This window comes from Aurantiacibacter gilvus (genome assembly GCF_038289935.1).
In the GTDB taxonomy this organism is placed as follows: Bacteria; Pseudomonadota; Alphaproteobacteria; order Sphingomonadales; family Sphingomonadaceae; genus Alteraurantiacibacter; species Alteraurantiacibacter gilvus.
Map to the genome: position 1 here is coordinate 514,351 of NZ_JBBYHV010000002.1, position 15,058 is coordinate 529,408.

The 15,058-nt window shown below is 65.8% G+C and carries 17 protein-coding genes and 1 tRNA gene; 2 read left to right on the forward strand and 16 right to left on the reverse strand.

The window, feature by feature from the left end; translation table 11 throughout:
- Nucleotides 1-10: 10 nt before the first annotated feature.
- The 13 genes from AAEO60_RS12400 to AAEO60_RS12460 form a co-directional block, all read right to left on the reverse strand.
- Nucleotides 11-376, reverse strand: a complete 366-nt coding sequence (locus tag AAEO60_RS12400) for a response regulator (RefSeq protein WP_341674022.1) — start codon at nt 374-376, stop codon at nt 11-13.
- Nucleotides 377-432: 56 nt separating this feature from the next.
- Nucleotides 433-891: a chemotaxis protein CheW gene (locus AAEO60_RS12405; protein ID WP_341674023.1), complete on the reverse strand. Its 459-nt coding sequence runs from the start codon at nt 889-891 to the stop codon at nt 433-435.
- On the reverse strand, nt 888-3,224 hold the full coding sequence (locus AAEO60_RS12410) for a chemotaxis protein CheA (RefSeq protein WP_341674024.1): 2,337 nt from the start codon (nt 3,222-3,224) through the stop codon (nt 888-890). Before AAEO60_RS12410 ends, AAEO60_RS12405 begins: the two co-directional genes overlap by 4 nt.
- 84 nt (nt 3,225-3,308) lie before the next feature.
- On the reverse strand, nt 3,309-4,181 hold the full coding sequence (gene mmsB, locus AAEO60_RS12415; RefSeq protein ID WP_341674025.1) for a 3-hydroxyisobutyrate dehydrogenase: 873 nt from the start codon (nt 4,179-4,181) through the stop codon (nt 3,309-3,311).
- Between the two features lies 1 nt (nt 4,182).
- The gene (locus AAEO60_RS12420; RefSeq protein ID WP_341674026.1) at nt 4,183-4,965 is read right to left on the reverse strand and encodes an enoyl-CoA hydratase-related protein; all 783 of its coding nucleotides are present in this window, start codon (nt 4,963-4,965) and stop codon (nt 4,183-4,185) included.
- Between the two features lie 16 nt (nt 4,966-4,981).
- Nucleotides 4,982-6,127, reverse strand: coding sequence for an acyl-CoA dehydrogenase family protein (locus AAEO60_RS12425; protein WP_341674027.1), 1,146 nt, complete (start codon nt 6,125-6,127; stop codon nt 4,982-4,984).
- Between the two features lie 9 nt (nt 6,128-6,136).
- Complete coding sequence (locus tag AAEO60_RS12430; protein WP_341674028.1) at nt 6,137-7,636, reverse strand: CoA-acylating methylmalonate-semialdehyde dehydrogenase; 1,500 nt, start codon at nt 7,634-7,636, stop codon at nt 6,137-6,139.
- A gap of 139 nt (nt 7,637-7,775) precedes the next feature.
- Nucleotides 7,776-7,851 (reverse strand) — tRNA-Lys (locus AAEO60_RS12435).
- 33 nt (nt 7,852-7,884) lie between these two features.
- Nucleotides 7,885-8,382, reverse strand: coding sequence for a 2-amino-4-hydroxy-6-hydroxymethyldihydropteridine diphosphokinase (gene folK, locus AAEO60_RS12440; protein WP_341674029.1), 498 nt, complete (start codon nt 8,380-8,382; stop codon nt 7,885-7,887).
- Nucleotides 8,379-9,242: an N-carbamoylputrescine amidase gene (gene aguB / locus AAEO60_RS12445; RefSeq protein WP_341674030.1), complete on the reverse strand. Its 864-nt coding sequence runs from the start codon at nt 9,240-9,242 to the stop codon at nt 8,379-8,381. The genes folK and aguB overlap by 4 nt, the downstream gene beginning before the upstream one ends.
- 6 nt (nt 9,243-9,248) lie before the next feature.
- On the reverse strand, nt 9,249-9,740 hold the full coding sequence (locus tag AAEO60_RS12450; RefSeq protein ID WP_341674031.1) for a YybH family protein: 492 nt from the start codon (nt 9,738-9,740) through the stop codon (nt 9,249-9,251).
- Nucleotides 9,737-10,690 (reverse strand): class I SAM-dependent methyltransferase, encoded by a 954-nt coding sequence (locus AAEO60_RS12455; protein WP_341674032.1) that lies wholly within the window; start codon nt 10,688-10,690, stop codon nt 9,737-9,739. Before AAEO60_RS12455 ends, AAEO60_RS12450 begins: the two co-directional genes overlap by 4 nt.
- Entirely contained in the window at nt 10,690-11,499 is an 810-nt protein-coding gene (locus AAEO60_RS12460) for a class I SAM-dependent methyltransferase (RefSeq protein ID WP_341674033.1), read from the reverse strand. The genes AAEO60_RS12455 and AAEO60_RS12460 overlap by 1 nt, the downstream gene beginning before the upstream one ends.
- Nucleotides 11,500-11,598: 99 nt before the next feature.
- Between AAEO60_RS12460 and msrA the strand changes: the two genes are divergently transcribed.
- On the forward strand, nt 11,599-12,132 hold the full coding sequence (msrA, locus tag AAEO60_RS12465; RefSeq protein ID WP_341674034.1) for a peptide-methionine (S)-S-oxide reductase MsrA: 534 nt from the start codon (nt 11,599-11,601) through the stop codon (nt 12,130-12,132).
- A gap of 140 nt (nt 12,133-12,272) precedes the next feature.
- Here msrA and AAEO60_RS12470 read toward each other — a convergent pair whose 3' ends face one another.
- Nucleotides 12,273-13,523, reverse strand: coding sequence for an RsmB/NOP family class I SAM-dependent RNA methyltransferase (locus AAEO60_RS12470; protein ID WP_341674035.1), 1,251 nt, complete (start codon nt 13,521-13,523; stop codon nt 12,273-12,275).
- 57 nt (nt 13,524-13,580) lie between these two features.
- On the opposite strand from AAEO60_RS12470, the gene AAEO60_RS12475 reads away from it, so the two are divergent.
- Nucleotides 13,581-13,736, forward strand: a complete 156-nt coding sequence (locus AAEO60_RS12475) for a DUF1674 domain-containing protein (RefSeq protein WP_341674036.1) — start codon at nt 13,581-13,583, stop codon at nt 13,734-13,736.
- On the opposite strand, the gene AAEO60_RS12480 is transcribed toward AAEO60_RS12475, so the two are convergent.
- On the reverse strand, nt 13,737-14,363 hold the full coding sequence (locus AAEO60_RS12480) for a YceI family protein (protein ID WP_341674037.1): 627 nt from the start codon (nt 14,361-14,363) through the stop codon (nt 13,737-13,739).
- A gap of 74 nt (nt 14,364-14,437) precedes the next feature.
- On the reverse strand, nt 14,438-15,058 hold the full coding sequence (locus AAEO60_RS12485; RefSeq protein ID WP_341674038.1) for a hypothetical protein: 621 nt from the start codon (nt 15,056-15,058) through the stop codon (nt 14,438-14,440).

The following is a 15,058-nucleotide window of genomic DNA, read 5'->3' on the forward strand; positions in this document are numbered from 1 at the left end:
CGCCTTCGCCTCAGACCATTCCAACCAGCTGCAACTTCACGTGCAGCGTTTCGCGATCGAATGGCTTCATCACGTATTCGTCGGCACCGGCATCGATGGCGGCGCGGATATGGTCGATATCGTTTTCGGTGGTGCAGAAGACCACGCGCGGCTGGTCCCCGCCTTCCTGATCGCGCAGGTGGCCCAGAAATTCCAGTCCGCTCATTACCGGCATGTTCCAGTCCAGCAGGATGACATCCGGCATCTGCGCCGTGCACTGCTCCAGGGCATCCTTGCCATCAGCCGCCTCGGTCACTGCGAAGCCCATGCCTTCAAGCAAGTGTCGAGAGACTTTGCGGATGACGCGCGAATCGTCGACAATCAGGCAATTCTTCACAACCCACTCCTTCTTTCCCGTCACGCAGGCCTGCCAGCAATTGCGTAATTATTAGTTTACGCGGCCTTCGTTGCGCCCGCGATGACTCCACGGACGATCCGCACCGGGTCGACAACTACCAGCGCGCCGACCGAGGTTTCCGCGACGCCGATCACGAAATTCGACCAGCCGCCCCCGAGGTCAGCTTTGGCATCGGACAGCTTGTCGTGCGGTTCGGTCACGTCCTCGACGTCTTCGACCAGCAAGGCGTAGCCATAGTCGTCGATGTCGATGACCACGGCGTAGGGTTCGCCAGCGCGCCCGTCCTCATCGGAATAATTCGCAGGATCGATTACCTGTGCGCAGTCGATCACGGTCAGCACGCGGCTGCGCAGGGCCGTCAGCCCCGCGACGCCCGGCGGCGAGCGCGGCACGCATTCGATCTCGTCGAGTTCGATCACCGACAGGATCTGGCCGGAAGGGATCGCCACGCGGCGACCGGCAATGCTGGCGACAAGCAGCTGTTCCTGCATCATGCTTTCCTTGCGCGGGCGGCTTCGAGCGCGGCAACCAGGCTGTCGCGATCGTAGCGATAAATGGACTTGTCGGACTTGGTCCGCTTGGGCTCTTCCTTGCGCAGCACGATGTGCTGGCCGGCAGGCAGGACCTTGCTCTCCTTCGGATCGCCGCAAATGGCGACGTCAGCCTCGGTCTTGTCGTCTTCGTCGACCACGCGGTAGCCCGCGCTTTCGATCACCGGCCGCAGGAAGTTCTGCGCCCAGCTGTCCTGCGCCGAAAGGCGGCAGACCGGCCGATCGTCCTGGTTGCGGGCTTCGCCGAAGTTGGAGAACAGCCAGTGACTGTCGAGCAGTTCGACCGGTCGTTCGTCGATCAGGGCAATGGCCTCGATCTCGTTGTCGCCCGGCATCGGGGTCAGGTCTTCGGGCAGGTCGGTCACGTCGGTGTCGTCGCCGCAGGCATAGGTCAGCACCGAATTGCCGTCGCCCAGCCGCAGGACGCGAATGGCCTCGCCGTCTTCCGGCACCTTGTCGAGGCCTGCCAGCGGGACGATCAGGTCGCCGAGGATCACGCGCCAGCGACCACCCGACCTGGTCAGCTGGCTGGCTTCGACCATCTCGATGCGCGAGACGACCGACATGCGCAGGGCCTTGCGGGTGCCATCGAGGCTGGTGAACAGCACTGCGGGCACGCGGCTTTCCTGCTCTTCCCATTCGCGCTGCAACTTGTCGTCAGCCCGCGTGCGGCCTTCGATGCCGGTGTCGATACCGGCAGCTTCGGCAATACCGGTGACGTCGAGCAGCAGCACCGGACGGCCATCGTCGGTCAGCGAGGTGCCGGCGTAGAGGCCGGTTGCCAGCAAGGCCGGCGAAACCGCCTTGATGACCAGTTCCTGGTGCGCCAGCACCTTGTCCACGGTGAGCACGAATTCCGCGCCGCCCGCCAGCCGCAGCACCACCAGGGCACGGCGCTTGTTGTCGGCCTCCGCGATGCCGAGCAGCGTGTTCAGCCCGACACAGGGCATGCGCCGGTCGCGGATCTTCGCGAACCAGGCATCGCCCATCTGTTCGAAGCTGACGTCCTTGTTGGCGGAATCGATGATTTCTTCGATGAAGCTGTGCGGCACGCCCATGGTGTGCTGGCCGACGACAATGGTCATCGCGGGGGTGATCGACAGGGTCAGCGGCAGTTGCAGCAGCACGCGCAGGCCGCGCCCGACGACGGAGTCGATCCGCAGCGAGCCGCCGATGCGTTCGACGTTGTCGCGCACCACGTCCATGCCCACGCCGCGGCCGGAGATCTCCGTCACGCGGTCTGCCGTGGACAGACCGGCCTCGCACATCAGCATGTGCCGTTCTTCCATGGTCAGCTGCGCTGCGCGCTCTTCGTCGATCACACCTGCGGACACGGCCTTGGCCACCAGCTTGTCGGTGTTCACGCCGCGCCCGTCATCGTTGATTTCGATGATGATCTTGTCGCCCGACTGCCGCGCAGCAAGCTTGATCAGCCCGGACGCGGGCTTGCCCGCGGCATTGCGCTCGTCAGGGGTTTCGATGCCATGGTCGATGGCATTGCGCAGCAAGTGCATGATCGGGTCGCGCACGACTTCGATCATCTCGCGGTCGAGTTCCACATCGCCGCCGTCAGTTTCGATCACTACCCGCTTGCCGAGTTGGCCTGCCAGGTCGCGCACCATGCGCGGCAGCGAGGTGAACAGCGTTTCCAGCGGCAGCATGCGCGTGCGGGTCATGCCGTCGCGCACCTCGTTGATGACGGCGGAAAGCCGGTCGAACGGGCCGCGCAGCAGGTTGTCGCGATCCAGCTCGGCCATGAAGCGGGCCAGTTCGTTGCGCGCCAGTACCACGTCGGACACGCCGCTCATCACCCGGTCGAGCAGCTCGACAGGCAGGCGCACGGTACGGTTGGCATTGGCGCGGGGAATCAGCTGGCCGGTCTCGCCGGTTTCCTCGACCTCCTCCGTCCCTTCGCCGTTCAGCGCCGCAACCAGGGCAGAGTCGTCGCCTTCGGGGCAAGAGCCATTGGAAGCGATGTCTGCGGTAATGTCGGAAATGCGGTCGATGATCGCCAGCACCGCGTTCACCACCTGGCGATCCGGTTCGCGGCGTCCCGCGCGCATCTCGGACAGGACGTCCTCTGCCGCGTGGCTAAGCGCTTCGAGGCGCGGGAATTCGAAGAAGCCGCAGTTGCCTTTCACCGTGTGCACGAAACGGAAAATGGCATCCAGCCGCGAACGGTCTGCCGGGTCTGCTTCCCAAGCAACAATCTCGCTGCTGAGCGCCTCGACCATTTCCTGGGTCTCGGCGACAAATTCGGCTTTCAGGTCGTCCATGTTCCGTCCCGGTTGTTCGAACCGGAGCTATGAACAAGATTAGTTAACAACAGCCTTCGGATTGGGCAGCCGCATGGCCGCACCTCAGTCCAAGGTCTCGATATAGGCCGAGAAGTCGCGCGGACCGTTGCCGGCGCGATCGAAGATCTCGTAAAGTTCACGCGCGCGCTGGCCCATGTTGGGGGTGATACCGGCAGTCTCCGCGGCTTCCATCGCCAGCTTCAGGTCCTTCAGCATCAGCGCAGTGGCAAAGCCGCCCTTGTAGCCGTTGTCGGCTGGCGTGGTCGGGCCGACACCGGGAACCGGGCAATAGGAGGTCATCGACCAGCACTGGCCCGAACTGACGCTGGAAATGTCATAGAAGGTCTGCGGATCGAGGCCCAGCTTCTGCGCCATGGCAAAGGCCTCGCAGGTGCCGATCATGTGGATGCCCAGCAGCATGTTGTTGCAGATCTTGGCGGCTTGCCCGTTGCCCGCATCGCCAGCGTGGATCACTGCCTTGCCCATGGCTTGCAGCACCGGTTCGGCCTTCTTGAAGGCATCCTCGCTGCCACCAACCATGAAGGTGAGCGTGCCCGCGTCAGCCGCCGCGATGCCGCCCGATACCGGCGCATCGACCATCGGGTAGCCAGCTTCCGCGGCCGCTTCGGACACCTTGCGCGCTGTGGCGACGTCGATGGTGGAGCAGTCGAGCAGCACGGCACCTGCCGGAGCATGGCCGAACACGTTGTTGGCATAGACGGTCTTCACGATCGCACCGTTAGGCAGCATCGAGACGACGGCGTCGACGCCCTCGCAAGCTTCAGCAGCCGTGCTGTAGGTCGTGCAGCCCTTGTCCTTCGCTGCTGCCAGCGCTTCTTCGCTGAGATCGAAAGCGTGCACGTCGTGGCCCGCCTTGACGAGGTTCGCGGCCATCCCGCCGCCCATGTTTCCGAGTCCGATAAAGGCGATTTTCATGTCAGCGGCCCTTCCAGTTGGCTTCGCGCTTCTCGACGAAGGCGCTCATGCCTTCGCCCTTGTCCTCGCTCGCGCAGAGGATCTGGAACAGGCGGCGCTCGTGCGTCAGGCCTTGTTCCAGCATGGTTTCGAATGCGGCGTTGACCATTTCCTTGTTGGCGATGGCTGCCATGGGAGCCTTGGAGGCAATGGTCGCAGCGGTCTTCATCGCGTCGTCGAGGAGCTCGTCATGCGGCACCACGCGGGCGACGAGGCCCGCACGCTCGGCTTCGGAAGCGTCCATCATGCGGCCCGTCAGGCACAGTTCCATGGCCTTCGACTTGCCCACCGCGCGGGTGAGGCGCTGGCTGCCGCCCATACCGGGTGCGACGCCAAGGTTGATCTCGGGCTGCCCGAAGCGCGCCTTGTCACTGGCGAGGATGAAGTCCGCCATCATGGCGAGCTCGCACCCGCCTCCCAGCGCGAAGCCGTTCACGGCAGCGATCCACGGCTTGCGGGTGCCCTTCACGACGTCGGTCTGCCAGCCGGAGAAGAAGTCCTCGAGATAGAAGTCCGCCGCTTCCTTCTCGACCATCTCCTTGATGTCGGCACCTGCGGCGAAAGCCTTGTCACCCGAGCCGGTCAGCACGAGGCAACGCTGCGAGCTGTCCGCTTCATAGGTGGCAAAGGCCTCTCCCAGTTCGCGCAGCACCTCGCTGTTGAGCGCGTTGAGCGCCTGCGGGCGGTTGAGCGTGACCAGGGTCACGGCATCACGCTGTTCTACGATCAGGTTGGCATAGCTCATGGCGTTCCGTTCCTTGTTACTGGCGCAGCAGGTCGCGGCCGACGATCATGCGCATCACCTGGTTGGTGCCTTCGAGGATCGAATGCACGCGCAGGTCGCGCCAGAAGCGTTCGATCGGGTAGTCCTGCAGGTAGCCATAGCCGCCGAACAGCTGCAGCGCATCATTGACCACGGCGGAGCATTCGTCGGTGGCGAACCGCTTGGCCATGGCGGCGAAGCGGGTCTTGTCCGGCGCATTGGCGGTCACCTTGGCGGCAGCGGTGTAGAGCAGCGCGCGCGAGGCTTCGAGGCGCGTGGCCATGTCGGCCAGGGTGAACTGGGTGTTCTGGAAGTCCGCCAGCGGCTGGCCGAACTGCTGGCGGTCCTTGGTATAGGCCACCGCCTCGTCGAGGCAGCGCTGCGCCCCGCCCAGCGAGCAGGCGCCGATGTTGAGGCGCCCGCCGTCGAGCCCGGCCATGGCAAAGCCGAACCCCTCGCCCTCGCCGCCGATCCGGTTGGCCACCGGCACGCGGCAGTCCTCGAAGATCAGCTGCGCGGTGGGGCTGGCGTTCCAGCCGAGCTTCTTCTCGGGCGCGCCGTGGCCGAGGCCGGGCGTGCCCTTCTCGACCGCAAGGCAGGTGATGCCGCGCGTCTTGTGCTCGCCCGTGCGCACCATGACGAGGTAGACGTCATTCACCCCGCTGCCGGAGATGAACTGCTTGGTGCCGTTGACCACGTAGTGATCGCCGTCGAGCACCGCGCTGGTCTTGAGCGCCGCCGCGTCCGACCCGCTGCCGGGTTCGGTCAGCGCGTAGCTGGCGAGCTTTTCCATGGTAACGAGATCGGGCAGCAGGCGCTCCTTCACGTCGTCGCTGCCGAAGCGGTCGATCATCCACGCGGCCATGTTGTGGATCGAGATGAAGGCGCTGGTGGCGGGGCAGCCGTAGGCCATGGCTTCCATGATCAGCGCGGCTTCAAGCCGCCCGAGGCCGATCCCGCCCGATTCCTCGGACACGTAGATCGCACCGAAGCCGAGCTCGCCGGTCGCCTGGATCACGTCGCGCGGGAAGTGGTGCTCCTCGTCCCACTTCGCGGCGTTGGGCGTGATCATGTCGGCCGTAAAGCGCTGCGCCATCTCCTGGATGGCGAGCTGGTCGTCGGTGAGGCTGAACTGGTCGGTCATGCTTTCCCCTTAACCCATGGTCGGAATGACAAAGGCATTCGACCCGTCACCGCCGCCGTCGGGCCAGCGCTGGGTGACCTTCTTCGACTTGGTCCAGAACCGCAGGCCTTCCATGCCGTACTGGTCGATGTCGCCGAAGCCCGAACGCTTCCAGCCGCCGAACGAGTGGTAGGAGACCGGCACCGGGATGGGCACGTTGATACCGACCATGCCGACGTTCACCCGCGCGGCGAATTCGCGCGCGGCGTGGCCGTTGCGGGTGAAGATCGCGACGCCGTTGCCGTACTGGTGCTCGCTGGGAAGGCGCAGGGCGTCCTCGAAGTCCTTCGCGCGCACGATCTGGAGGACGGGGCCGAAGATCTCTTCCTTGTAGCTTTCCATGTCAGGCGTGACGTGGTCGATCAGTGTCGGGCCGACGAAGAAGCCGTTCTCGTGGCCCTGCAGGCTGAAGCCGCGGCCGTCGATGACGATCTCCGCGCCTTCCTGCTCGGCCGTGTCGATCCAGCTTTCGATGCGCGCCTTGTGTTCGGGCGTCACCACCGGGCCATAGTGTGCTTCGGGGTCGTTCGAGACGCCGACGCGCAAGGCATTGATCGCCGGGATCAGCTTTGCCTTGAGGCGCTCGGCCGTGTCCTCGCCCACCGGCACCACGACGGGCAGGGCCATGCAGCGTTCGCCAGCCGAGCCGAAAGCGGCGCCGGCAAGGTCGTTCACCACCTGGTCGAGGTCGGCATCCGGCATGACCACGCCGTGGTTCTTCGCCCCGCCGAACGCCTGCACGCGCTTGTGGTTCGCTGCGCCGCGTTCGTAGATATACTGCGCGATGTCGCTCGAACCGACGAAGCTGATGGCGGCGATATCGGGGTGGTCGAGGATGGCGTCGACCATTTCCTTGTCGCCGTGCAGCACCTGCAGCAGGCCTTCGGGCGCCCCAGCTTCGAGGAACAGTTCGGCCAGCCGCACCGGCACACTCGGGTCGCGCTCGGAGGGCTTGAGGATGAAGGCATTGCCCGCCGCAATGGCCATTCCGAACATCCACATCGGGATCATGGCGGGGAAGTTGAACGGGGTGATCCCCGCACCGATGCCGAGCGGCTGGCGCATCGAATAGACGTCAATGCCCGGTCCGGCGCTGGTGGTATATTCGCCCTTGCCCGCCTGCGGGATGCCGCAAGCGAACTCGATCACTTCCAGCCCGCGCTGCACGTCGCCCTTGGCATCGTCGATGACCTTGCCGTGCTCGCTGGAGAGCAGCTCGGCCAGTTCCTGCATGTGGTCTTCGATCAGCTGCTTGAACTTGAACATCACCCGCGCGCGGCGCTGCGGGTTGGTAGCGGCCCAGCCGGGCTGGACCTGCTTGGCAGTCTCGACCGCCTTGGCCAGCAGCGCGGCATCGCCGAGCGCGACCTCGGCCTGCACCTCGCCGGTCGAGGGGTTCCACACCTGGTGCTTGCGTCCGGATCCTGCCGAACCGCTGCCGCCTGTGATGAAATGGTCGATCTGTCGCATCTGCGCCGCGCCTCTCTCTCCGTCTTACGGATAATACGATGGCCGATGGCCATGTGTTCCTGCAAGCAGGTCAATTGCGCGGAGATGGTTACAATTGCAACCGGAAACCTCTGCTCGGCACTGTGGCGGCGGCGAGAGGTGGTGAGCCCTGCTGGGTTCGAACCAGCGACCTACTGATTAAAAGTCAGTTGCTCTACCGACTGAGCTAAGGGCCCCCAAGGGAGTGGCAGCGCGATGCGTTGCGGCGCTCACCTAGGCACGGGGCTGCCATGGGTCAAGCGTCCATGAAGCTGCCTGAGGGTGAGGCCAGTCACGGGGTCGCGCCAGCCCGGTGCAATGGCGGCTGCTGGCCCCAGCACGAAGTCGCGATCGCGGAACAGCGGGTGCGGCACGAGCAGTTCGGGCGAGGCGAAAATACCACCGTCCCACAGGACGATGTCGAGGTCGAGCGGACGGGCTCGCCAGCGCTGTCCGCGCCGTTTGCGGCCGAAGGCGGCTTCGGCCTCCTGCAGGCAGTGCAGTAGGGCGGGCGGCGAGAGCTTGCTCTTCAGCAGCAGCGCGGCATTGGCATAGCGGCGTTGCGAGGGGCCGACGGGCGCGGAATCGATGACCGGCGAGCGCGCCTTCACCTTGCCCAGTGTCTCGTCGACAATGCCCATCGCCGCTGCAACCACGGCGCGCGGATCACCGAAATGCGGGTGCCGCTGGTTGCTGCCGAGCGCGATTATGTACCGGTGTTTGCTCAAATGTCCTCGGCGATCCTGCCGTAGAGTTGCGGGCGGCGATCGCGGAAGAAGCCCCAGCTGGCGCGGTGCTGGCGCGCCGACTCCAGGTCCAGGGAAGCCATCAGGACACCAGTCTCGTCAGCCCCGAAGTCCGCCACCATGTCGCCCCACTCGTCACAGATGAAGCTGTGTCCATAGAAGGTCGTGCCGTCGTCCACGCCGCCTTCGTGGCCGATGCGGTTGGCAGCGACCACCGGCATGCAGTTGGACACCGCATGGCCGATCATTGCGCGGCGCCACATGCGGCTGGTGTCCATCTCCGCATCCTTCGGCTCGCTGCCGATGGCCGTGGGGTAGAACAACACCTGCGCACCCTTCAGCGCCAGCACGCGCGCGGTTTCTGGATACCACTGGTCCCAGCACACGCCGATGCCGATACGCGCGCCGAAAACGTCCCACACCTTGAAGCCGTCGTTGCCGGGGCGGAAATAGAACTTCTCTTCGTAGCCCGGTCCGTCGGGGATGTGGCTCTTGCGGTAAGTGCCCATGATCTCGCCGTCCGGGCCGATCATGGCGAGCGTGTTGTAATAGTGGTGCCCGTCGCGCTCGAAGAAGCTGGTGGGGATCGCGACGCCCAGCTCCTTGGCCAGCGCCTGCATGGCGATCACCGAAGGGTGCTCCATGGTTGGCCGCGCGAGGGCGAAGAATTCGTCCTTCTCCTCGCGGCAGAAATAGGGGCCGGAAAACAGCTCCGGCGGCAGGATCACCTGCGCGCCCTGCCCGGCAGCTTCTTCCACCAGCGCCGAAACGGCGGCGATGTTCTCGCCCTCGTCGGGCGAATTGAGCGGCAACTGCAGGGCGGCAACTCTAAGCGTGGTCATGGCTGTCTAGCTCGAATGGTCGGCAATGATGCGCCAGCTACCGTCTTCGCGCGCAAACACAAGGCTGGTGAGGCCCGTCGCCGGTTCGCGCGCGTCGGGATAGGTGAGGATATAGCGCCCGATGTAGAGCGCGTGGCCATCCCCCAGGGGGCGCACGTCCTGCGTCTCGAAGGTCAGCACGCCGCGCTCGGACGGATCGGGATCGGACCAGTCGTAGGCGGCGCGGTAACGCTCCTCCATCGCCGCACGCCCGCGTACCAGCCCGCCCGAACCGACGAAACTGGTCTCCGGAGCCACGGAATAGATGGCGAGGAAGGCGTCCATGTCGCCGCTGTTCCAGCCTTCGGCGCTGGCCAGCATCTCGGCTTCTATCTCGCCCTGCACCTGCGCGACATCGACGACCACAGGCTGCGGCAGATCAGGCTCGCGCGCGGCGAAATAGTCGCAGCCTGTCAGCGCCAGAAGCGCAGCAAATGCGACTGGTGCACGAATGATCACGGACGCTTGCGGAACAGCAGGGTCATGCGATCGCTCTCGCCGATCTCGGCGCGGCGGGCGCGTTCCTCGCTGCCTTCGGGTGCGCCGCGATAGCTCGGCGGAAGACTCCAGACGCCGTCTTCCCAGTCCGCCGGATCGCGCGGGTTGGCGTTGATCTCGCTCGCTTCCACCAGTTCGAAGCCATAGGCGCTGAACAGAGCGATCACGTCCTGCTGCCGCTGGTAGCCGTTGTCGCCCAGCGTATAGCTCGCAGGCGCACCGGTGCGGGCGCGGTGCTGCACCACGCCGACGAGGCCGTCGTCCTTCAGCAGGGTGCGGATGGCCACCATGGCATCGTGGAACCAGCCGAACCGGCGCATGTTGTGGATCTCGCGGAATATCAGCACGCGGTCTGCCGTGCCGGCATAGGCATCCAGCTCGTCATCGGTGTTGAGGCCGTAGACCCGTGCCCCGTCGAGGCCGACCCACTGGCGCGCATCGCGCGGCAGGCGGCTGGCGGTGTTGCGATAGGTATCCCAGTAGCTGCTGAACTCGTCGCCGATTTCCGGATCCAGGCCAATGTAATTACCGTCGCGCCCGAGGTAGGGGATCAGCACCCGCGAGTACCAGCCGCCAGCGGGCATGAAGTCGACCACGGTCATGCCCGGCTGGACGCGGAAGAAGTCCAGCGTTTCGGCCGGGTGGCGCCAGGCATCGCGGGCGCGGTCTTCGGCGCGGCGGGGATGCAGCAGCACCGCGTTCATGTTGTTGGCCTGCTCCGTGGCGACCTGCTGTTCCTGCGGCGCGGCCTCCTGCTGGCGGCGCGGACCGAGCAGGGTATCGAGCACGCGGTCAACGGTTTCGCGGGCACCGGAGCCCTGGGTCTGGGACTGGCCCTGAGACTGCTGCGCCGAAGCAGGCGCAGACAGGGCCAGAGCGGCAGTGGCGGCGAGGATCGTGGCAATACGCATCAGTCAGCCTTTCGGAACAGCAGGGTCATACGGTCGCTTTCACCGATAGCTAGCATACGCTCGCGGTCGCTGTCGCCTCCCGCCAGCACCGGCGGCAGGGTCCACACCCCGCCTTCCCAGTCGGCGGGATCATCCGGGTTGGCATTGATCTCGGAAGCGGCGACCAGTTCGAAGCCGTTGATCGCGAACAGCCGGATCACATCCTCCTGGCGCAGGTAGCCGCGGCTGCCGTTGGCCCTGGCATAGGACGTATCGGCGGGCGCGCGGTGCTGCACCACGCCGACCATGCCGTCAGCCGCCAGCAGTCGGCGCATGGTGCGCAGCTGGGTGTCGGCGATCTCGTTGTTGAGCATGCCGTGCAACGAGCGGAAGACCAGGATGCGGTCGACCGTTCCTTCGACACCCTCGGGAATCCCGTCGCTCTCGAACAGGGTGGCATCGCCCGCCACGGCCATGCCGCTGGCTGCGATCGTAGCGCTGAAGCGCTCTGCCCAGCTGGGCTCGCCATCCTCGCTCGGACCGGTGTCAGGCTGCATCGCCAGGTAGTCACCCTGCGGCGCAATCCACGGCAGCAGCACGCGGGTGTACCAGCCGCCGCCGGGGCCATATTCCAGCACCCGCATGGTCGGCTCCACCTGGAAGAAGGCCAGCGTTTCCGCCGGGCGGCGGTACTGGTCGCGCGGGGCATCGTCGGCGCGATGCTCGCTTGCCAGGACCTCAGCCAGCGAGGGCGCCTCGGCGTGGTGGTCTGCCAGGGCGGGACTGGAAACCGCCAGGGCAGCAACAGCGAACAGGGGGGCGATGCGCATGGTTCTCTCCAAAACTTCCGGTTGGGGACTAACTAGCTGGCGCGGGGGAGATGACAAGCGGGCCAAAGGTCCCCATCTCTCCCTGCAAAGGAGATTTCGATGAGCGAACAGGCCATCATTGCCGGCGGTTGTTTCTGGTGCACCGAAGCGGTGTTCAAGGACGTGATCGGCGTTACCGGCGTCGAGAGCGGCTATATCGGCGGCACCACCCAGAACCCGACCTACAAGGAAGTCTGCACCGGCAGCACCGGCCATGCCGAAGCGATCAAGGTCACCTTCGATCCCGACACGGTGACCCTGCCCGAGATCTACGACATGTTCATGGGCACACACGATCCCAGCCAGCTCAACCGGCAAGGTAATGACGTGGGCACGCAGTACCGCAGCGCCATCTTCCCGCTCGACGACGCCCAGCGCGTGGAGGCCGAAGCTGCCATCGCGCGGTGGAACGAAGGCCATGCCGGCCAGACCGCCGTCACCACCATCGAAGGCCCGGCGACCTGGTATCCGGCTGAGGACTACCACCAGGAATACTGGGAAGGCGAAGGCCAGCGAAACCCCTACTGCATGGCAGTGATCCCGCCCAAGCTGATGAAGCTGCGCAAGAGTTTTGCCGACAAGGTGAAGAGCTAATCTCGTTTGCGAAGCCGCCTGCGCGGCTTCGTCCTCGCTCGACGCGCAGCATAGCTGCGCCCGCTGCGGTCGCCTGTCGCCTGTCGCCTCCTGCGATCCATTAACTTGCCGGCAACTGCTCAGGCAAAGCTGAGTTAACTTCAGCCAGCCTTGGGTTTGTGCCAGCGGGCGATGAAGAAGCCGTCCATTCCGCCTGCTTCGTTAAACATTCCGGGATCGGTGCGGACCCAGCCTTCGGGCGTGGGTTCGATCCCTTCAGGCAGGTCTGTGGTGGTAATCGGCAGGAGTTCGAGACCCAGTTCGCTGTCGATCCAGCGCGCCTGTTCCTCGCCTTCTTCGGCTTCGAGCGAGCAGACGGCGTAAACGAACACTCCGCCCGGCTCGAGCCAGTCCACCGCGCGGCTGATCATGGCGCGTTGCAGTTCGGCCGCCTCGGCGATCTGGCGCGGGCCGATGCGGTGGATCACTTCGGGATGGCGGCGGCAGGTGCCCGTGGCCGTGCACGGCGCATCGAGCAGGATCGCGGCGAACTTTTCCTCCGGCTCCCATTCCAGCACGTCGGCAATCGCCGTCTGCGCGTCGAGGCGGGTGCGGGCGAGGTTCTCGCGCAGGCGCAACATGCGGCGCGCATTGTTGTCGAGCGCGGTGACCTGCCAACCGGCCGCCGCCAGCGCCATGGTCTTGCCGCCCGGCGCGGCACAGAGATCGAGCGCGCGGCCTGCCCCGGCACCGCAGACATTCGCCACGATGGAGGCGGCAAGGTCCTGCACCCACCATGCGCCCTGTTCGTAGCCCGGAAGGTCTTCCACGGCTGACCCGCGCGGCAGGCGCACATGGCCGGCGGCAAGGCTGGTGCCGCCCAGCTTCTCCACCCAGTGGTCCGTTTCCGCAGGCGCCTTCAGCGCGAGGTCGAGCGGCGGCGGCACGGCAATCCCGGCAGCGATGGCCCCGGTCCGTTCGCCCCAACGTTCAGCCACGGCGGGCGGCAGCGTGGGCACTTCGGGCAAGGTCACCTCTTGCCGCGTCAGGGTCGCGAAGACCCCGTGGGCCAGCTTGCGCGGGCCGCCGTCGAGCAAGGGCAGGGCCGTCGCCACCACGGCATGCGGCGGCGTTTCCAGCCGCAGCCACTGGGCCAGCATCATGCGCAGCACCATGCGCGCCTTGGCGTCGTCAGGCAGGACCTGCTTGGTGGCGCTGTCGATCAGCGCGTCGAGATCGACCAGCCAGCGCAGCACTTCAGCGGCAATGGCACGGGCCAGCGCACGGTCGCTCGGCTGGCCGAGGCTGTTCGCCGCCCCGCCCGCCTGCTCCAGCGTCTCGCCCCGGCGCAGCACGGCGTCGAGCATCTTCAGCGCGGCACGGCGCGGTTGCAGTCCGGGGGTCTTGGCCATGCCACGGCCCTAGGGCCAGTTGCGTCCCCGCGCCAGAGGCAGCATAGAGGCCGCACCATGAAACGCGCGACCAAACGTCCCGAAGGCTTTGTGAAGCCTGCCCACTGGAGCAACGATCCGGTCCCCGCGCCCGAGGCGCCGAAGGTGGACGAGGAACTCAGCCCCACCCGCTACGGCGACTGGGTAAACAAGGGCATTGCCGTCGACTTCTGATCAGTCGGCAGTCTCGTCGGCCGCATCCCGGGCGAAGACCAGCGACACCGATACCGGCACCTGCGTGGTGATCGAATCGAGGTTGGCGACCGACTGCAGCTCGGCCACGCCTTCGGCCAGCCCGAAGCTGGCTGCGGCCACCACCAGCGGCTGCGCCGTTTCCACCTTCACCAGGTCATCCCCGATGCGCGTCACCAGCAGGTCTGCCGGCATGGTGGCGCTGCTGCCGTGCAGGTTGACCGTGAGGTCGACAGAGGTGGTCAGTGCGTCGCCCACGGAAAGGCCGGTAAAGTCGGCCGGGTCGAGCGCGGCGGTGACTTCCGCCTGCGGGAACTCTGCCACCTGGAACAGGATATCGCGCATGCGTTCGTTGCGGATGTCGATATTGGTCTCGACCGAGGCGAGGTCGATGGCGACCGACGCGCCGCCATCGGCGCTGACGCTACCCGAGACCTCACCGAAGTGATGCACCTCGGCGACCTGGCTCGCTTTCACCGTGACGAAGGACACCTGCGACCGGTCACCGTCGAGGACCCATGCGCCGTCCAGCGGCACCTCGGCAGGTTCCTGTGCGCATCCGGCCAGCAGGGCGGTGGCGGCAAGGCTGGTGGCGAACAGGGCTTTCATCGTGTGGTCTCCTCTGGATTTCTGTTTGCGCGATTCATCGGTGATCGCGGCGGATAGCACAAGGGCCAAGGGGATCAGCCCTCGCCCTTCCCTTCTTCTTCCTTTGCATGTTCTTCTGCATGCTCTGGCGCGGGCCCGAACAACCGCGTCCAGTCGATCTTCACCATGGCCACCAGGCCCGCCAGCAGCACCAGCTGGATGGCAATGCCCCAGGGACTGGTGAGCGATTCGCGGAACACGTCGCCCAGCGAGGTGTAGCGGTCAGCAATCTTCGCGGTAATGGCGTAGAAGCTGTAGGACACCAGCCGCCCGGCAAAGAAGGCCAGTATGAAGGGAAGGATGCGCACCCCCGCCAGCCCGACGGCTGCGAACTGCTGCGCCGATGGCAAGGGCGAGACGGCAAAGAAGACCAGCGCCATCAGGCCGTGATGCCGCTGCCGTTCGAAGGCCGCGCGCGCGGCGGCCAGGCTGCGCTTGGTCTTGTCTGACACCCGGCCGGCCAGCAGCCGGAACCCGTGGGCGAGCAGAAAGCGGCCGCTCGACGATGCCAGGGCAGCCGTCACCACCAGCACCGGCAACGGCAGGTTGCTGGTGAGGCCGAAGAAGACGATCACCGACCATGTCGGCGGTCCGAAGGCGGGCAGCAGGTTTATCGCAAAGACCGCCGCGAACAGGATAAGCATTTCGGTAGCCAT